A 15,482-nucleotide genomic window follows, 5' to 3' on the forward strand; every position below is an offset into this window, starting at 1 on the left:
TTCCCCTCCAGGAGTTCCCATCATGGGTGCCAATACCGTCGCTGTAACCGACGCCACGTTCGACGCCGAAGTCCGCAAATCCGACATTCCGGTTGTGGTGGACTTTTGGGCTGAATGGTGCGGCCCCTGCCGTCAAATCGGCCCAGCTTTGGAAGAGCTGGCCGCCGAATATGCCGGCAAGGTCAAAATCGTGAAGATCAATGTCGACGAGAACCCCGACAGCCCTGCCGCCCTTGGCGTGCGCGGCATCCCGTCGCTGTTCTTGTTCAAAGGCGGCGAAGTCGTCTCGAACAAGGTGGGTGCTGCCCCCAAAGCAGCGCTTGCCAATTGGATCGCCACCGCGATCTGAAAGCTGGAAATTCCGATCAAAGGCTCCCTTCGGGGGGCCTTTTTTCATAGTGGCCAGCCATGTGCCCGCAGCCTTTCCGCAAGCCGCAACGCCACGTCATCCCCAACCGCGCACAAAGCCTGTTTCTTGAAAAACCAGAACAAATAGTCAGCGAAGGGCTGCGGCTGCGCCACCGCCTCTAATGCCGCCGCCACGCCCAAGCGGCCTACCGATGCCGCAATATGGTGAAAATCTATCCGGCCAAACAGCACCGCAGGCTTGTTCGCAAAGAATCCGGTCAACGCCAGAGACGAGTTTTCGGTGACCACATAATCGCAGCCCGCCAGCCAAGGCAGCGAGCCTTCCGCCAATTCAAACCGTGCGATTCCGTGCAGCGCCTGCAACTCTGACGCCGTATAAACCTCCTGCGGATGCAGCGTCGCCACGATCCGCCGCACAGGGTCCGCCGCCAGCGTCGCCTTGATCATATCGATCGGCGAGGCCGCTTGGAAATGCCGCCGCTGCAGCAATTTGCCCTGAAGCGGCATGAAAATGTAGCCGTTATTGGCGATACCCAGCCCGCGAAACAGGCGTTCGCGCCAATAGCGTTGAAACCATGCAGCGCCCGGTTTGCCCGGAAAGGTCAACCCCGCGACATCCCAATCCCAGCGATCATTCGTCGCCTCGATCCGATAATATTTATCCAGATAACAGCGTCTTAAGCTGAAGCAAAACGGCCCCTCGACAGCGCGGTTATAGACCAGATGAAAGCCGTCGCCCGCGATGCCGTCGTTCTGGCCAAGGTAGCGCACCTTCCAGCCCGCCGCCTGAACCACCGCAACGATTGCGCCGAAAATCCCAGTCCCAGCCTCGGCCCGGCTGCGCTTGTCGTCATCAAGATAAAAGGTCAGCTTCTGCGTCATGCCGTCAAATTAGGCCGTTTCCGCCAGCACCGCCAGCCTGCCGCTTGCACCCGCAGCCCCGGCCTTCCATATAAAGCCCAAGCAGATGGAGTTGAGAATGGCCGAAGACAAATTCCCCGGTTGGCATGGCACCACCATTCTGGCCGTCCGGCGCGGCGGCGAGGTTGTGGTGGCGGGTGATGGTCAGGTTTCGCTGGGCAATACCGTGATCAAAGGCTCTGCCCGCAAGGTGCGGCGCTTGTCACCCGGCGGCCATGATGTGGTCGCAGGCTTTGCCGGATCGACTGCCGACGCCTTTACCCTGTTGGAACGGCTGGAGAAAAAGCTTGAATCCGCACCCGGACAGTTAGCGCGCGCCTGTGTTGATCTGGCGAAAGATTGGCGGATGGACAAATATCTGCGCAATCTGGAAGCCATGCTGATCGTCACCGATGGCCGTGATTTGTATGTGATCACAGGGGCGGGCGATGTGCTGGAGCCCGAACATGACGTGGCTGCGATCGGTTCAGGCGGCAATTTTGCTCTGGCTGCCGCGCGTGGTCTGATGACCACCGACTTGCCCGCCGAGGATGTCGCCCGCCGCGCCATGGCGATTGCCGCCGAAATTTGCGTGTTCACCAATGGCAACCTCACCGTGGAACGGATTTCCAAATGACCAACCTGACCCCGCGCGAGATCGTCTCGGAACTTGATCGCCACATCATCGGCCAGCGCGACGCCAAGCGCGCCGTGGCTGTGGCTTTGCGCAACCGGTGGCGCTGCCGCAATTTGCCGGATGATATCCGCGATGAGGTCTATCCGAAGAATATCCTGATGATCGGGCCAACCGGAGTGGGGAAAACCGAGATCGCGCGGCGCTTGGCGCGGCTGGCGAAAGCGCCGTTCCTGAAGGTTGAAGCCACCAAGTTTACCGAGGTCGGCTATGTTGGCCGCGATGTCGAAAGCATCATCCGCGATCTGGTCGATGCCGCGATGATTGACACCCGCGCGCGGATGCGCGAGGACGTGGCGGCCAAGGCCAAACAGGCGGCTGAGGAACGGGTGATTGAGGCGCTAGCCGGTAAAGACGCGCGCGAGCAAACGCGTGAGATGTTTCGCGGCAAGCTGCGGCGGGGTGAGCTGGATCAGACGGTGATCGAGTTAGAGATCGCCGACGCGGCACCGGCGCTTCCGATGATGGGCGGGCAAGGCATGGAAATGCAGATGCAGGGCTTGCAGGATCTGTTCAAATCTTTCGGTGGACGGACCAGCCGCAAGAAGGTCACTGTGGCCGACAGTTATGATCTGCTGATCGGGCAAGAAGCCGACAAGTTGCTGGATGATGAGACGGTGAAGGCGCAGGCTTTGGTCGCCGTGCAAGAGAATGGCATCGTTTTCCTTGATGAGATCGACAAGATCTGCGCGCGGGCGGATGCGCGGGGGGCGGATGTTTCGCGGGAAGGGGTGCAGCGGGATTTGCTGCCGCTGATTGAAGGCACGACGGTTTCGACCAAGTATGGCCCGGTGAAAACCGATCATATCCTGTTCATCGCCTCGGGCGCGTTTCATGTCGCCAAGCCTTCGGATTTGTTACCGGAACTCCAGGGGCGCTTGCCGATCCGGGTGGAGCTGGCACCGCTGACCGAGGGTGATTTTGTCCGCATCCTGACCGAGACTGACAACGCGCTGACCCGGCAATATGCGGCGCTGATGGGCACCGAGGATGTGGCGGTTTCGTTCACCCCGGACGGGATCGCGGCGCTGGCGCGGATTGCGGCAGAGGTGAATAAGTCGATCGAGAACATCGGGGCGCGGCGACTTTACACGGTGATGGAGCGGGTTTTTGAAGAGCTGTCTTTCACCGCGCCGGACCGTTCGGGTGAGGAAGTTGTGGTTGATGCTGGGTTTGTTGAGAAGAATTTGGGGGCTTTGGCGCGCTCGGCTGATATTTCTCGTTACGTTCTGTAACATTCGGTTTGGGGGGGTGTCCACGCGTGGACAAGGCTGCCGCTTATGTGATTTCAAAGGGTTAAGGGGGTATCCTTAACCCTTTGTTCATAGTTGACCGCGTTTCTTGAGCGAAACTCAAACACTAACAAATCCTGACCCATACTGCCTAAGCCATTGAAAAACAAAGATACTGCTTTTGCACCACGCGCGAGCAGCCGATCTGACGCTTACTGCCCGGAAGCAAGGCTTGACCCGCCGCTGGAAACCCCAGATTTTGACCGAAAAAAGGCACGCGATGAACCGATACCTGCTGACCCTGACCTTGTTGCTGGCCTGCTCTCCACGCGGCCATGTCACGCTTGATCCGCAGGCGGCCTCGGTGGGGCGGGTTGAAAAGATCTTTATCGGCACCACCCGCAAACAAGAGCAGGACGGATCGTTCGGAACCTATCGTTCAGAACAAATCAAATTCGCGCGCTATGACGTGTCGGTGCCACCAGATCGCAAACTGGGCGAGATCAACTGGCCACCCCGCCACGGCAAGGCCAACCCGGCGAAGCATTTCCTGACCACGGATGAGATTGTCTATTCAGGCGACGTGCCGTTTCGCAAAGACCTGAAGGCGCAGCTGGCGGCAAACGGCGGCGAAGCGGTGATTTTTGTGCATGGCTATAACAACAACTTCTCGGAAGGTGTCTATCGGGTGGCGCAGTTCGCGCATGATCTGAAGTTGCCGGGGGCGGTGGTGCATTATGCTTGGCCATCCGCTGCAGAGCCGTTGGGCTATGCCTATGACCGCGATTCAGCGATGTTTGCGCGGGATGGGCTGGAAAGCCTGATGCACGAGGTGGCGGCGGCTGGGGCGAAGCGGATCTTGATCGTGGCCCATTCGATGGGCGCGGGTCTGACGATGGAGGCGATGCGGCAGACAGCGATCCGGGGCGATAAAAAGACGCTGGGGCTGATTGGTGGGGTGATCTTTATCTCGCCGGATATTGATGTCGATGTGTTCAAAAGAAGCGCACATTCGATGGGGGCGTTGCCGCAGCCGTTCGTGATTTTTGGCTCGGGCCGCGATAGATATTTGCGGCTGTCGGCGCTGTTGACCGGGCAGGATGAGCGATTGGGCTCGCTGAGCGATGTGTCACGGGTGGCGGATCTGAAGGTGACGTTCATGGACATTTCGGCGTTCTCGAAGGGGGCCGGGCATTTCGTGGTTGGCGATTCGGCGGCTTTGATTGCGATTTTGGACCGGTTGGGCGACGTCTCGAATGCGTTTGAGGCGGATCGGAAGGCGCGGGTCGGGCTGTTGCCGGGGGTGGTTTTGTCGGTGCAAAACGCGACGCAGATCGTGCTGCGTCCCGTCGCGACGGTGGCTTCGGATTTGTCGCGGTAAGGCCACGAATACCCACGAATACCACGGCGCCCCGGACTTGATCCGGGGCCTCTGGCTTTGGCTGACAGCATGAGGCCCCGGATCAAGTCCGGGGCGGCTTGGTGGTGGAGTTAACGGCGGCGCAGGTAGATGTAATAGGCGCCTGAGCCGCCGTGTTTTAGGTGGGCTTCCGAGATTTGCAGCACCGCAGCGCCAAGTGGCGGCAACCGCAGCCATTGTGGAACCTGATGGCGCAAAGCCCCCATGCGGGTGGGGATCGGGCCTATGTCATGGCCGCGCTTGCCTTTGCCGGTGATCACCAGAACCAACCTCATTCCGGCGGATTGCGCGTTGAGGATAAAGCGGATCAGTTCGGGATGGGCCTCTGACAGGGTCAGGCCGTGCAGGTCAATCCGGGCTTCGGGTGAAAGTTTGCCACGGGTCATTTTACCGTGAGTTTTGGCATCCATCTGCAAGGGCGCGGCGGCGAGGGATTCCGCGAGGCTGGGCAGGATGTCGTGGCCGGGCTTGGTGCGGGACTTTTCGCCCAAGCGGAACAGCGGCAGGCGTGGGCTGGAGGGCGCTGCGGTTTGGGTCGGCGCGATCTGGGCGGGCATCGGGTCGGCTGGTTTCAGGAAAACGTGGCTGACCTTGTGCATCGGCTTGGCAGTGCGGGCAACAGCTTGCCAGATTTCGTGTTCTTCGGGATGGAGGGTGCGACGCCGGGCCATAGTTTAGCCTTCCGGCAGCATGGCATAAGCGCGGTCGATCGGCAGCAGCAGGATCATCCGGCCCGAGTCCTTGATCGTGCCAGCGGCATCGCCAGCCGCATCCCCGGTGCCAAAGAAGATGTCAGCACGCTGCGGACCTTTGATGGCGCCGCCGGTGTCTTGTGCCACCATCAGGCTGCGGATCGGGTTGTCACCGGATTTTTCGATCCAGACCGGGACGCCGAGCGGGGTGAAGGCGGGGTCTATGGCAACAGAGCGCAGGGTGGTGATGCTGCGGCCCATGGCGCCTATCGGGCCTTTATCGGCGGGCAGGTCAGAGATTTTGCGGAAGAAGATGTAGGACGGGTTGACCGAAAGAAGCGCGTTTCCGGCGCTGGGATTAGAGCGGACGTATTGTTTGATGTCTTGCGCCGAAACCTGATCCGGCGTGCGCATGCCGCGGGCGATCATTTCTTTGCCAACCGAGCGGTAGGCGTGACCATTACGCCCAGCGTAGCCGACGCGAATGACATGGCCGTTGGTCATCTTGATCCGGCCAGAGCCTTGAATTTGCAGGAAGAACACTTCGACGGGATCTTCAAGCCATGCGATTTCCAAGCCGCGGCCCCGCAAGGCACCAGCCTCGATGGTGGCGCGGTCGTGAAAGACCTGCCCATCGCGGAGTTCGGGCGGGCGGGCATAGATCGGATAGGCGAAGCGGGGCGTGCGGGTGTAGGAGCCGTTCAGCTCGGGTTCAAAATAGCCGGTGAACAGCGCGGGTTGAGTGCCGATCTGGACGGGCTTGAACAGAAGCTCGAAGAAGGCTTTGGCCGAAGCATCGGAGGTGTTGGCGTCGGCGGCAAGTCGGCAGATCGGCTGCCAATCGGGCGTGTCGAGTTTATCGCAGGTTTCCAGAAAGCTGGTGAGGGCGGCGCGGTGATTGTCATTAGCCCAGCCATCCAGCGCTTCAAAATCCAGCATCTGCGCCGGGGCGGGCGTGGCTGTCATCTGAAGCGCCAAAAGGCAGGCAAGGACGGGGCGCAGCACGCTTTAGTCACTGGTGCCGACGAGTTGCCAGTTGGGATCCTGCACACCCATGCGGCGGGCGAAAGTCCAGGAATCGCGCTGGCGTTTGACCTCGGTTGCCGAGCCTTCGATGATCTCTCCGGCTTTGTTGCGGATCAGCGAGGTCAGCTCTCCGGTATAGCGCAGGGTGATTTCGGCGGTCCGGGTGGTGGGGTCGTATTCGGCATCCGACAGGGTCATTTCGCGCAGGCCAAGGAAGTTGGCTTCGACCGTCTGGCCGTCTTTTTCGCGGGCATTGATGGCTTGGGTGAAAGAGGCCTCGACCTCATCTGCGAGAAAGGCGCGGACCGGGTCAATGTCACCGCGTTCAAACGCCATCAGGATCATCTCATAAGCGCCGCGCGCGCCGTGCAGGAATTCGCCGACGGAAAAACCGGGCTCGGCCTGTTTCATCGCGGCGAGTGCTGCGGCGGTGGGGCTGCCAGCAGCGGCGTGGTCGGTGATGTCAAGATCGGTGCCATCGGGGGCGGGGGGCGGCACGAGTTTGGGTTGCGGGCGGGCGGTGTCGGGCTGGATCGCAGGCTTTTCAAAGCCTTCGCGGCTGCCAAGCACATTGCGCAGTTTCAGGATCAGGAACACGGCGATTCCGGCCAGAACGAGCAGTTGGATCAGGGAGGAATTCATCAGTCGCCTCAAATCGGGCCCGGGGGGTTGGTGATCCGGGCGTTGGCACCTTATGTAGGGGCTGGGGGCGGCCAAGTCTATGGTTTGGGCGCGCGAATGCACGGAGGGTGCTTGAGATGTGGGTTTTTGCGCTGATTTTGGCGTGGCCAATGCTGGAAATCGGGCTGTTTGTGGTCGTGGGCGGCTGGATTGGGCTGTGGGCGACGCTGGCTTGGGTGATCTTGAGTGCTGTTTTGGGGATCGGGTTGATCCGCTGGCAGGGCATGGGGGCGTTGCGGGAAGTGCGCGGCGGCGGTGGGCTGGCGGCTTTGCAGCCGATGGCCCATTCTGGGCTGATCATGCTAAGCGGGATGTTGCTGATCTTGCCCGGGTTTTTCACTGATTTTCTGGGGCTGGTGTTGCTGATCCCCCCTGTGCGGATGCTGTTGATTGCGGCGCTGGCTTCGCGGATGCAGGTACATGGCTTTGCGCGGCGGCGGGGGCCGACGGGCGGCGGTGAGGCGGATTGGGTGGATGCGGAATACGAGGAAGTGGTGCCAGAGCGCGACAAGATTGGTGGCGTGACGCGGCCTTCAAAGTGGCGTGAGGATTGAGGCCGCGCGCATGACCTGCTAGGGGTAGCCCAGATTTTTCAGGGAGTGGGGCTTATGGCCGAGGAAAATGGCGGCGCGCCGCAGATCAAGATGTCGGTTCTGGCGCAGTTTGTGCGGGACATGTCGTTTGAAAACATGGTTGCGCAAAAGGGGCTGACGGCTTCGGACGTGCAGCCCGACATTCAGGTGCAGGTCAGTCTTGATGCGCGCAAGCGCGCGCAGGACTTTCAGTTTGATATCGTGACGAAGTTCAAGGTGACCTCGAAAAACAAGGTGAACGGCGAGATGCTGTTCCTGCTGGAGGTCGATTACGGCGGAATTTTCCATGTTGAGGGTGTGCCGGAAGAGCAGCTGCATCCGTTCCTGATGATCGAATGTCCGCGACTGCTGTTCCCGTTCGTGCGGCGGATTATCTCGGACGTGACACGCGACGGCGGCTTCCCACCGTTGAACATTGATACGGTGGATTTCCTGGCTTTGTATCGGCAAGAGATTGCTCGGCGGGCACAGGCTGCGCCAGCTGTCGCAAACTGATTTCTTACGATTTTTGGAAAGGGCCGACCTTGCGGGGTCGGCCTTTTGCATTTCAGACTTGGTAGTAGTCGCGATACCAAGCGACGAAGGCGGTCATGCCATCGCGGACATTGGTTTGGGGTTGGTAGTTTGTAAGTGATTTCAACAGGTTGGCATCTGCCCATGTGGCCACCACATCGCCGGTTTGCATCGGCATGTAGTTGCGGATGGCTTTGAGACCGGTGGCATCCTCGATCGCTTCGATGAAATCCAGCAGTTTGACTTTATCGGAATTGCCGATGTTGACGACTCGGTAGGGGGCTGCGGGGGACAGGCTGTCGCCCGGCGCAATGTCTGCAGGCGAAGCGGGGCGTTGTGGAATGGCGTCGATCAACAGGCGGATGCCGCGCACGAGGTCTTCAACATAGGTGAAGTCGCGCCACATATCGCCGTTGTTGTAAATGTCGATCGGGGTGCCTTCGAGGATGCCTTTGGTGAATTTATAGGGCGCCATGTCGGGGCGGCCCCATGGGCCGTAGACGGTGAAAAAGCGGAACATGGTGACGGGCAAGCCGTAGATATGGGCGTAGGAATGGGCCATCGCCTCATTCGCTTTTTTGGTGGCGGCGTAGAAGGTCAGCTGGGTTTCGGTTTTATGAGTTTCCAGAAACGGCATTTCGGTATTGGCGCCGTAGACCGAAGAGGTGGAGGCCATCAGCAGGTGTTCGACGTTCAGTTCGCGGGCGAGATCAAGCACATTGAAGCCGCCGACAAGGTTAGAGTCGAGGTAGGCGCGTGGGTTTTCAAGCGAATAGCGCACGCCGGCCTGGCCCGCGAGATGGATGATCACCTGAGGATTGGCGGCGCGCATGGTGGCTTCGAGCAGCGCTTGGTCTTCGAGCATGCCTTCGGTCATGCTGAAGTTCGGGTTCTGCAGCAGCATCGACAGGCGACGCTGCTTGAGGGTCACGTCGTAGTAATCGGTCATGCCATCGTAGCCCGCAACACGAAAGCCTTCCGCGAGCAAGAGTTTGCAGAGATGGTAGCCGATGAAGCCAGCGGCTCCGGTGACAAAGATGGTTTTCATGGAAGCCTTTGGGTTTGGGCGGTGTTAGAGACGTTTTTTCCAGATTGCGGCATCACCCATTTTCGCCAGAAAGGCGGTGTGGGCGGCGGATTCGGCCTCGGTCAGGCGCGTTGGCAGGGGGGTTGGACGGGGGCGGGGACGCCAATCGGAGGGCGTTTGAACTTGCGCCGCAGCCGGGGTCTGGGTGGCAGGATTGAGCCCGAAATCCGGTTGCCGTCCGCCAACAAGTTCGAGATAGACCTCGGCCAGAATTTCGGAATCGAGCAGAGCGCCGTGCTTTTCGCGGGCAGAGTTGTCAACGCCAAAGCGACGGCAAAGCGCGTCAAGGGTGGCCGGGGAGCCGGGAAATTTGCGGCGGGCCATCGTGAGCGTGTCGGTGGCGCGGGACATCGGCAGGGTTGGGCGGTTGACCGCCGTAAGCTCGGCGTTGAGAAACTTCATATCGAAGCTGGCGTTGTGGATGATCAGCTGTGCGTCACCGATGAAATCGAGAAAATCTTGCGCGATGGCTTTGAAGACCGGCTTGTCGCGCAGAAAATCGTCGCCGAGGCCGTGGACCGCGAAGGCCTCTTTCGGCATCAGGCGTTCGGGATTGATGTATTGGTGGTAGGTGTTGCCGGTGGGCAGGTGGTTGAACAGCTCTACCGCGCCGATTTCGACGATCCTATCGCCTTCTGAGGGTTCAAAGCCTGTGGTTTCGGTGTCGAGGACGATCTCACGCATGGCGGGCTCGGATATGGGCAATCAGGACTTTGACATAGGCTTGGGTGGCGGAAAGGTCCAGTGTTTCAACGATATGGGTGGCGAGGGCGCGCTTTTCGGCATCGGGCATTTGGCGGGCAAGCATGGTTTGGAAATGCTGCTCTGTCATGCCGGGGCGTTGCAGGACGCGGGTGCGTTGCAGATCGGCGGGCGCGGTGACGAGGAGGGTCGCGTGAAATTCGTGTTGACTGGACTTTTCAAACAGCAGCGGAATATCGAGGATTGCGATATCGGCTGTGGTTTGGGCGATAAACTTTGCGCGGTCGGCCGCGACCAAGGGGTGCACGATGGCTTCAAGTTTTGTCAGCATGTTAGGATCCGCCGCAATCGCGACCTTCAATGTTTCACGTGAAACATTCCCATTTGTCGTGGCTGCGGGGCAAAGCGCGCTGATCTGGGCAACGGCTGCGCCACCCGGTTGATAAAGGCGGTGGACGGCGCTATCGGCATCCCACACCGGCAGGCCCGCGTCTGTGAACATCGCTGCCGTGGTGGATTTCCCCATGCCAATCGAGCCGGTGAGTCCGAGGCGGAATGTCATGCCGAAAGAACAGATTGGCGGGTGGCATCGTCAACCTCTGGTCGCTGGCCAAACCAGCGTTCAAAGCCCGGAGCGGCCTGATGCAGCAACATCCCCAAGCCATCGACAATCGTGCAGCCTTTCGACTGTGCTTCAAGAAGGAATTGTGTTTTCAAGGGGTTATAGACGAGGTCAGTGACAAGCGCATTTCTGTCAAGACCATCAAGCGGCACGCGGAAATCAGATTTTCCGGACATACCAAGTGAGGTGGTGTTGATAACGGTCGTCGCACCTTCCAACATATTAGGGGCCTGGATCCAATCGTAAACGCTGAGTTTGGCGCCCAAATCCGCCCGCAGCGCCTGCGCCCGAGGCTGGGTGCGGTTTGCAATACGGATTTCGGGCACGCCAACTTCGATCAGCGCGGCGACAACCGCCCGCGCCGCACCGCCAGCACCAAAAATCGCAGCAGGGCCTGCGGTTGGATCCCAATGCGGGGCATTCTGGCGCAGATTGGCGATGAAGCCCGCGCCATCAGTGTTGTCGGCATGAATCCGACCATCTTTGCGGAAAATCAACGTATTTGCCGCGCCAATCAACGCAGCGCGATCCGTCACCACATCGGCAATTTGCAAGACGGCCTCTTTGTGCGGGATCGTCACATTTACCCCGACAAAGCCAAGTTTCGGCAGCAACTCAAGCACTTGCCGCAAGTCTTGCGGGGCCACATCCATGGGTATGTAATGGCCTTGGATACCATAGCGCTTTAACCAGAAACCATGCAGGGCGGGCGACCTGCTGTGCGCGATCGGATGGCCAATGACACCAGCAAGCGGGATGCGGGGGAGGTCGGTCATGTTGTGATGTAGCCTCTGGTTCCGAGATAGTCGATCAAGGGAAGAAGTGGCAGGCCCAGAATGGTGAAATAGTCGCCAGTGATAGCTGAGATCAGTTGGATGCCTTCCTCTTCTAACTTATAACCGCCGACAGAATGACGCAGACTGTGCCAGTTTCTTGCAATATAGGCTTTCAGATAGGAGTCCGACAGACTGCGCATCGTCAAGCTGGCTTCAGAAATATGGCGCCAGACCGGCTTTGCGTCGTCGTAAAGCACCAAAGCTGAAATCAACTGATGGCTTTGGCCGCGAAACTGGGTCAGTTGTTCAAAGGCAATCTCTGGCGTCTCGGGCTTGCCAAAGATGTGGCCCTGAAACGCCAGCACCTGATCGCAGCCCAGCACCAAATCGTGAGGGTTCTTTTCGGCCAGCTTACGCGCCTTCATCTCTGCCAACGCATCAGCAATATCGCGCGGTTTGGCCTGATCGGCCTGCAGCGACTGACGGATGCTGTCCTCATCAATCCGGGCCGGTTGTGCCGAAACCTCTAGCCCCGCATTGCGCAAAAGCTGCAAGCGGATGGTTGAAGCAGAAGCAAGAAGCAGCGGGCGTGTCATGGGCAGCCTTGTGGATAAGCTGTGTTTGTTCCGGAATACGGATATGGGCATAAGTCCGTTTCAGCGCCGAAAAGGTGCCATGGAGCCGCTTTTGTCAAGCATTGAGGCAAGGACCAGCGGATTTGCCCACAGTGGGATAGTGAAAATCTGCGCATGTGAGCAGGTAAGATCTTCACAGGCTGTGGATGGATTTTGGGCAGTCAAAAATTCTGTAACATCTTGTTAGGATGAATATATTTAGAAAATCTGCAAGCGTATGGCCAAGTTGCAAACAGCCAACATCCTAGGGATAAGTTGCGGGAAAACGTCAGCTATTCTGTTATCCACGGCCCCTACAACATCATCTTTCTTTCTAGAATCTATTCTTTAAGAAGAAGAAAAGAAATGAGGGATACTGTGGGCGATTTTCTAGCGAGCTATTATCTTTGGATCAAAGCGTTGCATGTCATTGCAGTGATCGCTTGGATGGCCGGGCTGTTCTATCTGCCCAGGCTGTTTGTCTATCACGTTGAGCAGGTAGAACGCGGCTCTGAGACTGACGCGATGTTTCAAACCATGGAGCGGCGTTTGCTGAAGGCAATCATCAACCCAGCCGGTGTGACGACTTGGGTGTTTGGTTTGGGGCTGGTGTTTACGCCGGGCATCGTGGACTGGACGGCACTTTGGCCTTGGACCAAGGCTGGCTCTGTGATTGCCATGACAGTGTTTCACCATTGGCTGGCACTGCGGCGGAAGGATTTTCTCGCGGGGAGCAACAGGATCACCGGGCGGCAGTATCGGATGATGAATGAGGTTCCGACCTTGTTGATGATGATCATCGTGATCTCGGTGATCGTGAAGTTCTGAACGCCTTGACTCGCAAAACCTTGACTCGCATCGCTGCTGGTCTTAGGTGGGCTTTAGCGCGGCCATTCGGCCTTCCCGCTTTCCATTGACATTGCTGCTGCTGGCCCAAACCTTGGGCTGCGCGCCTGAGGTAAATTCCCGATGACTGTTGAGCATTTGAATCTTGCTGATCTGAAAGCCAAGACCCCGGCCGAGTTGCTGGCGATGGCAGAAGAATGGGAGATTGAGAACGCGCCGAGCATGCGCAAGGGCGAGATGATGTTCTCGATCCTGAAAGAGCATGCCGAGGAAGGTTGGGAAATCGGCGGCGATGGCGTGTTGGAAGTTTTGCAGGATGGTTTCGGCTTTTTGCGCTCTCCTTCTGCGAATTATCTGCCGGGCCCGGATGATATCTATGTCTCCCCCGATATCTTGCGGCAGTTCAGCTTGCGCACCGGTGACACGATTGAAGGGGTTATTCAGGCCCCGCGTGAGAATGAAAAATATTTCTGCATGACCAAGGTGACGCGGATCAACTTTGATGATCCGGAGAAGGCCCGCCACAAGGTGCATTTCGATAACCTGACGCCGCTTTATCCTGACGAACGCCTGAAGATGGAAGTGGAAGATCCGACCATCAAGGACCGCTCGGCGCGGATTATTGATCTGGTTTGCCCGATCGGCAAGGGTCAGCGGGCTTTGATCGTGGCACCGCCGCGCACGGGTAAGACTGTCTTGTTGCAGAACATTGCCAATTCTATCGCTGTGAACCACCCCGAATGTTACTTGATCGTGTTGCTGATCGACGAGCGGCCCGAGGAAGTCACGGACATGCAGCGTTCTGTGAAGGGGGAGGTTGTGTCCTCGACCTTCGATGAGCCAGCAACGCGGCATGTCGCAGTCGCCGAGATGGTGATTGAAAAGGCCAAGCGACTGGTTGAGCATAAGCGCGATGTTGTGATCTTGCTGGACAGCATCACCCGTCTGGGGCGGGCTTTCAACACTGTGGTGCCGTCTTCGGGTAAGGTGCTGACCGGCGGTGTGGATGCCAATGCATTGCAGCGTCCAAAGCGGTTCTTTGGTGCAGCGCGGAACATTGAAGAAGGCGGGTCTTTGACCATTATCGCAACCGCGCTGATTGATACCGGCAGCCGGATGGACGAAGTGATCTTTGAAGAGTTCAAAGGTACGGGTAACAGCGAGATCGTGTTGGACCGTAAGGTTGCCGACAAGCGCGTGTTCCCGGCGATTGATATTCTGAAATCGGGTACTCGGAAGGAAGATCTGCTGGTTGAGAAAACTGATTTGCAGAAAACCTATGTGCTGCGCCGGATTCTGAACCCGATGGGCACCACGGATGCGATTGAGTTCCTGATCTCGAAGCTGAAGCAGACCAAGAGCAATGGTGAATTCTTCGAGTCGATGAACGCCTAAGGCTCGTTTTTAATCAAAGGCTTGGCTATGGACACGATTTTTGCACTCGCCTCGGCGCGGGGTAAGGCGGGTGTTGCTGTTGTCCGGCTTTCGGGACCTATGGCGCATGCGGCGGTGGAGCAGTTGTGTGTTTTACCGCCCGTGCGGCAGGCGGCGTTGCGGCGACTGGTGTGGCAGGGTGCTGTGCTGGATGAGGCGCTCGTTTTGCTGTTCGCGCATGGGGCCAGCTTTACCGGCGAGATCAGTGCTGAATTGCATTTGCATGGCAGCACGGCAGTCGTTGCGCGAATTTTGCAAGTTTTGGCGGCTATGGATGGGTTGCGGCTGGCTGAGGCCGGAGAGTTTACCCGTCGTGCATTGGAAAATGGGCGGCTGGACTTGGCGCAAGTTGAGGGGCTTGCGGATCTGATTGATGCGGAGACTGAGGCGCAACGCAAGCAGGCGATGCGGGTGTTGTCGGGCGATCTGGGGCGGCGGGTAGAGGCTTGGCGGCTTGATCTCGTCCGCGCGGCGGCGTTGATCGAGGCCACAATTGATTTTGCCGATGAAGAGGTGCCCGTTGATGTGACGCCCGAGGTTCGGCTGTTGCTGGATGGCTTGCTGCGGCAGTTAAAGGCAGAATTGGCTGGTGCGGGCGCTGCAGAGCGGATTCGTGATGGCTTTGAGGTGGCGATTGTGGGTGCCCCAAACGCCGGAAAATCTACGCTTTTGAATGTTTTGGCGGGCAGGGAGGCTGCGATCACTTCGGAGATTGCAGGGACGACACGGGATGTGATCGAGGTTCGCATGGATATCGCCGGGCTGTCTGTCACTCTGCTGGATACGGCGGGCTTACGCCAGTCGGATGATGTGGTGGAGCGGATCGGCGTCGATCGGGCGTTGGCGCGGGCGCGGCTGGCAGACCTGCGGATTTTTCTGCGTGCAGAGCCGGAAGAAATTTTGATGTTGGTGCCCGAAGCGGATGATTTGGTTCTTTTGGGTAAAGCTGATAAAAGGACTGACGCCGCTGGCCTTGGTCAAATGGTTTCGGGTAAGACCGGGGCTGGGGTAGATGCGCTGATTGCCGCGATAGCAGCAAGGTTGGAGGGCCGCGCAGCCTCTGCGGGCTTGCTGATACGTGAGCGTCAGCGTATCGCGATGGAGCGTGCAGTGGCCGGTTTGGAATCGGCCGTTGGGCGTTTGGCCCGTGCTGTTGCGATGCCAGAACTGGTGGCAGCAGATTTGCGCGGATCTATGCGGGCATTGGAAGCTATGGTGGGAAGAATCGATGTTGAAAATCTTCTTGATGAGATCTTCGCAAGTTTCTGCATCGGCAAGTGA

At 58.5% G+C, this 15,482-nt stretch carries 18 protein-coding genes; 9 read left to right on the plus strand and 9 right to left on the minus strand.

What is annotated here, in order from left to right:
• Positions 1–22 precede the first annotated feature (22 nt).
• Positions 23–349, plus strand: a complete 327-nt coding sequence (trxA, locus tag QQJ98_RS06110; protein ID WP_348523126.1) for a thioredoxin — start codon at positions 23–25, stop codon at positions 347–349.
• Positions 350–393: 44 nt separating this feature from the next.
• Here the strand turns inward: trxA and QQJ98_RS06115 are convergent, their stop codons facing one another.
• Entirely contained in the window at positions 394–1,251 is an 858-nt protein-coding gene (locus QQJ98_RS06115) for a hypothetical protein (protein ID WP_284324437.1), read from the minus strand.
• Between the two features lie 97 nt (positions 1,252–1,348).
• Between QQJ98_RS06115 and hslV the strand changes: the two genes are divergently transcribed.
• The 3 genes from hslV to QQJ98_RS06130 all read left to right on the plus strand — a co-directional run bounded on the left by hslV (position 1,349) and on the right by QQJ98_RS06130 (position 4,576).
• Positions 1,349–1,906, plus strand: coding sequence for an ATP-dependent protease subunit HslV (gene hslV / locus QQJ98_RS06120; protein WP_284324438.1), 558 nt, complete (start codon positions 1,349–1,351; stop codon positions 1,904–1,906).
• Positions 1,903–3,198: an ATP-dependent protease ATPase subunit HslU gene (gene hslU / locus QQJ98_RS06125; protein WP_284324439.1), complete on the plus strand. Its 1,296-nt coding sequence runs from the start codon at positions 1,903–1,905 to the stop codon at positions 3,196–3,198. The genes hslV and hslU overlap by 4 nt, the downstream gene beginning before the upstream one ends.
• Before the next feature lie 277 nt (positions 3,199–3,475).
• Positions 3,476–4,576, plus strand: a complete 1,101-nt coding sequence (locus QQJ98_RS06130) for an alpha/beta hydrolase (RefSeq protein WP_284324440.1) — start codon at positions 3,476–3,478, stop codon at positions 4,574–4,576.
• 110 nt (positions 4,577–4,686) lie between these two features.
• Here QQJ98_RS06130 and QQJ98_RS06135 read toward each other — a convergent pair whose 3' ends face one another.
• From QQJ98_RS06135 to QQJ98_RS06145, 3 genes are read right to left on the minus strand one after another with little or no spacing between them, the layout of a single operon-like run.
• Positions 4,687–5,286, minus strand: coding sequence for a Smr/MutS family protein (locus tag QQJ98_RS06135; protein WP_284324441.1), 600 nt, complete (start codon positions 5,284–5,286; stop codon positions 4,687–4,689).
• 3 nt (positions 5,287–5,289) lie between these two features.
• Entirely contained in the window at positions 5,290–6,273 is a 984-nt protein-coding gene (mltA, locus tag QQJ98_RS06140; RefSeq protein WP_284324442.1) for a murein transglycosylase A, read from the minus strand.
• A gap of 42 nt (positions 6,274–6,315) precedes the next feature.
• Entirely contained in the window at positions 6,316–6,975 is a 660-nt protein-coding gene (locus tag QQJ98_RS06145) for a Tim44/TimA family putative adaptor protein (protein WP_284324443.1), read from the minus strand.
• Positions 6,976–7,091: 116 nt separating this feature from the next.
• Here QQJ98_RS06145 and QQJ98_RS06150 point away from each other — a divergent pair, with 116 nt between their 5' ends.
• Together QQJ98_RS06150 and secB are read left to right on the plus strand one after the other, a co-directional pair.
• Positions 7,092–7,568 carry an FxsA family protein gene (locus QQJ98_RS06150; protein WP_284324444.1) on the plus strand — a complete coding sequence of 159 codons (477 nt, stop codon included), beginning with the start codon at positions 7,092–7,094 and terminating at the stop codon, positions 7,566–7,568.
• Positions 7,569–7,622: 54 nt separating this feature from the next.
• A complete protein-coding gene (gene secB / locus QQJ98_RS06155) occupies positions 7,623–8,102 on the plus strand; it encodes a protein-export chaperone SecB (protein ID WP_284324445.1) in 480 nt (159 codons plus the stop codon).
• 52 nt (positions 8,103–8,154) lie between these two features.
• Here secB and QQJ98_RS06160 read toward each other — a convergent pair whose 3' ends face one another.
• From QQJ98_RS06160 to QQJ98_RS06180, 5 genes are read right to left on the minus strand one after another with little or no spacing between them, the layout of a single operon-like run.
• Entirely contained in the window at positions 8,155–9,168 is a 1,014-nt protein-coding gene (locus tag QQJ98_RS06160; protein ID WP_284324446.1) for an NAD-dependent epimerase/dehydratase family protein, read from the minus strand.
• Positions 9,169–9,192: 24 nt separating this feature from the next.
• The gene (gene dnaQ, locus QQJ98_RS06165; RefSeq protein WP_284324447.1) at positions 9,193–9,891 is read right to left on the minus strand and encodes a DNA polymerase III subunit epsilon; all 699 of its coding nucleotides are present in this window, start codon (positions 9,889–9,891) and stop codon (positions 9,193–9,195) included.
• Complete coding sequence (gene coaE / locus QQJ98_RS06170; RefSeq protein ID WP_284324448.1) at positions 9,884–10,471, minus strand: dephospho-CoA kinase; 588 nt, start codon at positions 10,469–10,471, stop codon at positions 9,884–9,886. Before coaE ends, dnaQ begins: the two co-directional genes overlap by 8 nt.
• A complete protein-coding gene (locus tag QQJ98_RS06175) occupies positions 10,468–11,307 on the minus strand; it encodes a shikimate dehydrogenase (protein WP_284324449.1) in 840 nt (279 codons plus the stop codon). Before QQJ98_RS06175 ends, coaE begins: the two co-directional genes overlap by 4 nt.
• A complete protein-coding gene (locus QQJ98_RS06180) occupies positions 11,304–11,903 on the minus strand; it encodes a Maf family protein (protein ID WP_284324450.1) in 600 nt (199 codons plus the stop codon). The genes QQJ98_RS06175 and QQJ98_RS06180 overlap by 4 nt, the downstream gene beginning before the upstream one ends.
• A gap of 384 nt (positions 11,904–12,287) precedes the next feature.
• Between QQJ98_RS06180 and hemJ the strand changes: the two genes are divergently transcribed.
• From hemJ to mnmE, 3 genes are all read left to right on the plus strand, one after another.
• The gene (hemJ, locus tag QQJ98_RS06185) at positions 12,288–12,749 is read left to right on the plus strand and encodes a protoporphyrinogen oxidase HemJ (protein ID WP_284324451.1); all 462 of its coding nucleotides are present in this window, start codon (positions 12,288–12,290) and stop codon (positions 12,747–12,749) included.
• Positions 12,750–12,890: 141 nt separating this feature from the next.
• Positions 12,891–14,162, plus strand: a complete 1,272-nt coding sequence (rho, locus tag QQJ98_RS06190; protein WP_284324452.1) for a transcription termination factor Rho — start codon at positions 12,891–12,893, stop codon at positions 14,160–14,162.
• 27 nt (positions 14,163–14,189) lie between these two features.
• Positions 14,190–15,482 carry a tRNA uridine-5-carboxymethylaminomethyl(34) synthesis GTPase MnmE gene (mnmE, locus tag QQJ98_RS06195; protein ID WP_284324453.1) on the plus strand — a complete coding sequence of 431 codons (1,293 nt, stop codon included), beginning with the start codon at positions 14,190–14,192 and terminating at the stop codon, positions 15,480–15,482.

It is taken from the genome of Cypionkella aquatica (assembly GCF_030161095.1).
GTDB lineage: Bacteria > Pseudomonadota > Alphaproteobacteria > Rhodobacterales > Rhodobacteraceae > Cypionkella > Cypionkella aquatica.

What these genes read in the sequence shown, in the direction of transcription:
- QQJ98_RS06135 (WP_284324441.1), bottom strand. Translation starts at nt 5,286, where the DNA reads ATGGCCCGGCGTCGCACCCTCCATCCCGAAGAACACGAAATCTGGCAA.
- hslU (WP_284324439.1), top strand. Translation starts at nt 1,903, where the DNA reads ATGACCAACCTGACCCCGCGCGAGATCGTCTCGGAACTTGATCGCCAC.
- hslV (WP_284324438.1), top strand. Translation starts at nt 1,349, where the DNA reads ATGGCCGAAGACAAATTCCCCGGTTGGCATGGCACCACCATTCTGGCC.
- QQJ98_RS06150 (WP_284324444.1), top strand. Translation starts at nt 7,092, where the DNA reads ATGTGGGTTTTTGCGCTGATTTTGGCGTGGCCAATGCTGGAAATCGGG.
- QQJ98_RS06180 (WP_284324450.1), bottom strand. Translation starts at nt 11,903, where the DNA reads ATGACACGCCCGCTGCTTCTTGCTTCTGCTTCAACCATCCGCTTGCAG.
- QQJ98_RS06130 (WP_284324440.1), top strand. Translation starts at nt 3,476, where the DNA reads ATGAACCGATACCTGCTGACCCTGACCTTGTTGCTGGCCTGCTCTCCA.
- trxA (WP_348523126.1), top strand. Translation starts at nt 23, where the DNA reads ATGGGTGCCAATACCGTCGCTGTAACCGACGCCACGTTCGACGCCGAA.
- secB (WP_284324445.1), top strand. Translation starts at nt 7,623, where the DNA reads ATGGCCGAGGAAAATGGCGGCGCGCCGCAGATCAAGATGTCGGTTCTG.
- QQJ98_RS06175 (WP_284324449.1), bottom strand. Translation starts at nt 11,307, where the DNA reads ATGACCGACCTCCCCCGCATCCCGCTTGCTGGTGTCATTGGCCATCCG.
- QQJ98_RS06145 (WP_284324443.1), bottom strand. Translation starts at nt 6,975, where the DNA reads ATGAATTCCTCCCTGATCCAACTGCTCGTTCTGGCCGGAATCGCCGTG.
- dnaQ (WP_284324447.1), bottom strand. Translation starts at nt 9,891, where the DNA reads ATGCGTGAGATCGTCCTCGACACCGAAACCACAGGCTTTGAACCCTCA.
- rho (WP_284324452.1), top strand. Translation starts at nt 12,891, where the DNA reads ATGACTGTTGAGCATTTGAATCTTGCTGATCTGAAAGCCAAGACCCCG.
- QQJ98_RS06115 (WP_284324437.1), bottom strand. Translation starts at nt 1,251, where the DNA reads ATGACGCAGAAGCTGACCTTTTATCTTGATGACGACAAGCGCAGCCGG.
- hemJ (WP_284324451.1), top strand. Translation starts at nt 12,288, where the DNA reads ATGAGGGATACTGTGGGCGATTTTCTAGCGAGCTATTATCTTTGGATC.
- coaE (WP_284324448.1), bottom strand. Translation starts at nt 10,471, where the DNA reads ATGACATTCCGCCTCGGACTCACCGGCTCGATTGGCATGGGGAAATCC.
- mnmE (WP_284324453.1), top strand. Translation starts at nt 14,190, where the DNA reads ATGGACACGATTTTTGCACTCGCCTCGGCGCGGGGTAAGGCGGGTGTT.
- mltA (WP_284324442.1), bottom strand. Translation starts at nt 6,273, where the DNA reads ATGACAGCCACGCCCGCCCCGGCGCAGATGCTGGATTTTGAAGCGCTG.
- QQJ98_RS06160 (WP_284324446.1), bottom strand. Translation starts at nt 9,168, where the DNA reads ATGAAAACCATCTTTGTCACCGGAGCCGCTGGCTTCATCGGCTACCAT.